Consider the following 3,389-nt stretch of genomic DNA (forward strand, 5'->3'; position numbering starts at 1 on the left):
CGGGCGGCCAGATCGCGACGGATGGTCTGGCCAAAGCGGGCCGGGCCGCAGAACCAGACGCTTGCCGATTTCCAATCGGGCAGCATCCTGCGCAGCCGTTCGGCAGTCAGCAGCCCGTCATCGCCATCGACCAGCACATGCAGTTTGATCCCCGCCGCCCGTGCATCCTCGGTCAGCAGCTCCAGCACCTCGGGTTCGATATGGGGGGTGGTGTGGATCAGGTCGATTTGCTTGCCATCCGGAGTCGCGGTCAGATACTCCATCCGGGCGATGAAGGGCGTGATGCCGATGCCGCCACCGATCCAGATCTGGCGGTCCTTTCCGTCATCGAAGGTGAAGCGGCCATAGGGCCCCTCGACCGTGGCGCGACCACCGATCTTCAGGCCCTCTGGCAGGTCATCCGTGTAATCCCCAAGCGCCTTGGTCACGAAACTCAGCCGCCGCGTCTGCGGATCCCAGGCCGAGCTCATGGTGAAGGGATGCTTGCCCTCGCGCGGGTCGAAGGTGACAAAGGCGAACTGGCCCGCCTCGTGGCCCTTCCAGCCCTCGTCCATCATGACCTCGATCCGGGTTGTGCGCATGCCGGGAAAGTGGCGGATGTCGCGGATCGTCGCGCCCGCCTGCCGCTTGCGCCCGATCAGCCCCAGCAGGGTCAGCACCGCCGATATCACCCCGCCCGTCATCAGCAGGGCGGTCACGATTCCCACCGGCTGAAACCACGCCGCACGGTCCATCAGGATGAAGGCGTGCCAAACCAGCGCAAGATAGGCAACGGCGATCAGCTTGTGCGTCGAGACAAAGTACTTATAGGCAAAGCGATGGGTCAGCGCCAGGGCGATCAGCAGAACTGCCCCATAAAAGGCCCATTCGCCAATGGCCTCTGCCGCGCCGCGCTGACTGAGGAAAAACTGTTGTACCGGGGTCAGTTCGACATCCGGGCGCGGCGGCCGCCCGCCCTGCAACAGGCCAAGGCTGGCCGCCCATTTCGGCCCCTGCGCGGCCAGCCAATGCGTGACCGAGGTCACAAGCGCGGTGATCCCCAGCCATTTGTGCAGCCGATAGGATTTGTCCAGCCCGTCCAGCCAGCGGTTCAGCCATGGCATACGCATCGCAAGGATCATTGCCACGCTCATCGCTGCCATGGACAGCGTGCCGGAATATTCTACCAGCAGGTTCCTGATCTGGATGAAGCCGGGGGCCTCGGGGAAGGGAAGGCTGGCGATCAGCCACAGAAGGCTGACGCCCGCCAAAAGGGACGGAAGGGCGATCTTGATCCGGGTCATGGCGAAAATTCCTGCTGTTGTCGTTATCCGCGCCCGGTCCTGCTCGCAATTTCCGCGGACGCGGGACGGGCGTAGCAGGTACCGGGTAAACGGTTCTCAAACACCGGATGAGACATTTGCTTTTCCCCTTCAAATCCGGCGCAAGGCGGGACAAGCTGCTGCAATGGCAAGGACATGGAGGATTCGATGAATCCCAACACGCTTGAAAACTATTGGATGCCATTCACGGCGAACCGCGATTTCAAGGCCGATCCGCGCATGGTCGTCGCCGCCGAGGGAATGTTCTACACATCTGCGGACGGGCGACAGATCATGGATGGCGCGGCGGGTCTGTGGTGTGCCAATGCCGGCCACAGCCACCCGCTGATCGTCGAGGCGGTCAGCCGGACCATCAAGACGCTGGATTTCGCGCCGATGTTCAATTTCGGCCATCCCGAGGCGTTCCGCCTGTCGGCGCAACTGGCCGATCAGTTCCCGGACCCGTTGAACCGGATCTTCTTCGCCAATTCGGGATCCGAGGCGGTGGACACGGCGCTGAAGATCGCGCTGGCCTGGCACAAGTCGCGCGGCAAGGCGGGCAAGACCCGGTTCATCGGGCGCGAGCGCGGCTATCACGGGGTGGGGTTCGGCGGCATCTCGGTCGGCGGGATCGTGAACAACCGCAAACAGTTCAACACGCTGTTGCCGGGCGTGGATCACATGCGCCACACCCATGACCCGGCCCGCAACCGCTTTACCCGTGGCGCGGTGTCGCATGGCGTGGAACTGGCCGAGGATCTGGAACGGCTGGTCGGGCTGCACGGCGCCGAGACCATCGCGGCGGTGATCGTCGAGCCGGTGGCAGGCTCGACAGGGGTGCTGCCGCCACCCGAGGGCTATCTGCAACGCCTGCGCGAGATCGCGACGCGCCACGACATCCTGCTGATCTTTGACGAGGTAATAACCGGCTTTGGCCGCCTTGGTCGCGCGACGGCGGCGGAATATTTCGGCGTGACGCCCGACCTGATGACCTTCGCCAAGGGCGTGACCGGCGGCACCATCCCGATGGGCGGGGTCGCGGCGGCGCAGGGGATTTACGATTCCATCGTGAATAATTCCGAAACCCCGATCGAGCTGTTCCACGGCTATACCTATTCAGCCCATCCTGTCGCGGTGGCAGCGGCAATGGCCACGCAGCGCGCCTATGCCGAAGATGGCATGTACGAGAACGCCTCGGCGCTGGAAACCATCTGGGGCGATGCCTTCCACGGGCTCAAGGACGCAGCCCATGTGACCGACATCCGCACCATCGGCCTTGTCGCGGGGATCGAACTGGCCAGCCGCGATGGCGCGGCGGGCGCGCGAGCCTATGAGGTGATGAAACGCGCATGGGCAAAAGGGCTGATGATCCGCGTGACCGGTGACATTATCGCCCTGTCGCCGCCGCTGATCATCGACCAGTCGCAGATCGCGTTCATCGCCGACACGCTGCGCGGGGTTCTGGCCGAAACCGCCTGACGGCGGGTTCGGCATTGCGTCCCGCGATAGCCGGGGGGGGGTTGCACCCCCCGGACCCCCTGCTTTTCGCGCGGCGGCAGGCTGTTGACCTGCTATAGGCTGCGACTTTCTTTGGATTGTGCTGTCAGGCTATAATCCTTTGGTTTTACGCTGATGCTGCGCCAATTTGATGATCAAATTGGCTTCCGTCAGCTATATCGCGCCCCGGTCCCGCCACCCGCAGGCAGACCGCGCGCGAAGCGCGCATCCGGCCGGGCGGCAGCGTCCGGGCCGGGCTTTGCCCGGCCCGCCCCCCCCCCTTTGGCCCGCCTTCAGTACAGCCGCAATGCCTGACGCAGCGCGGCCTTGAACGCCTCGATGCTGCCGCGCTGGCCAGCGGCGGCGGGCTCGATCGTTACCAGATCCAGAACCAGCGGTTCGGTCAGGGGTTTGATCAGCATGTCGTCGCCAGCCAGGAAATTCGCGGAAAAGCGGTCGGTGACGGTGCAGAGATGTGTGTGCCGGGCAAGGCTGACGCCAAAGGGCAAGGTGAAGGCGGACAGATAGCGTTTCGGGGCAATGCCCCGGCGGCGCAGTTCCTCGAACAGAAATTCGCCGATAGGGGCCTGC

General features: G+C 64.3%; 3 protein-coding genes. 1 reads left to right on the forward strand and 2 read right to left on the reverse strand.

The genetic code is table 11. The annotated features are described in order from the left end of the window. On the reverse strand, window positions 1-1,283 hold a 1,283-nt coding region (locus tag ACK5L9_RS12810; RefSeq protein WP_416911853.1), incomplete at its 3' end, for a ferric reductase-like transmembrane domain-containing protein. Window positions 1,284-1,469: 186 nt separating this feature from the next. Here ACK5L9_RS12810 and ACK5L9_RS12815 point away from each other — a divergent pair. After that, the gene (locus ACK5L9_RS12815) at window positions 1,470-2,780 is read left to right on the forward strand and encodes an aspartate aminotransferase family protein (protein WP_416911854.1); all 1,311 of its coding nucleotides are present in this window, start codon (window positions 1,470-1,472) and stop codon (window positions 2,778-2,780) included. A 311-nt stretch (window positions 2,781-3,091) separates the two neighbouring features. Here ACK5L9_RS12815 and ACK5L9_RS12820 read toward each other — a convergent pair. Further along, window positions 3,092-3,389: hypothetical protein (locus ACK5L9_RS12820; RefSeq protein ID WP_416911855.1), on the reverse strand; the 298-nt coding region annotated here is incomplete at its 5' end.

It is taken from the genome of Paracoccus sp. (in: a-proteobacteria) (assembly GCF_047973135.1).
Lineage (GTDB): Bacteria > Pseudomonadota > Alphaproteobacteria > Rhodobacterales > Rhodobacteraceae > Paracoccus.

Bases quoted from the DNA above. Each gene is read 5' to 3' on its own strand.
- ACK5L9_RS12815 (WP_416911854.1), top strand. From the start codon at position 1,470: ATGAATCCCAACACGCTTGAAAACTATTGGATGCCATTCACGGCGAAC.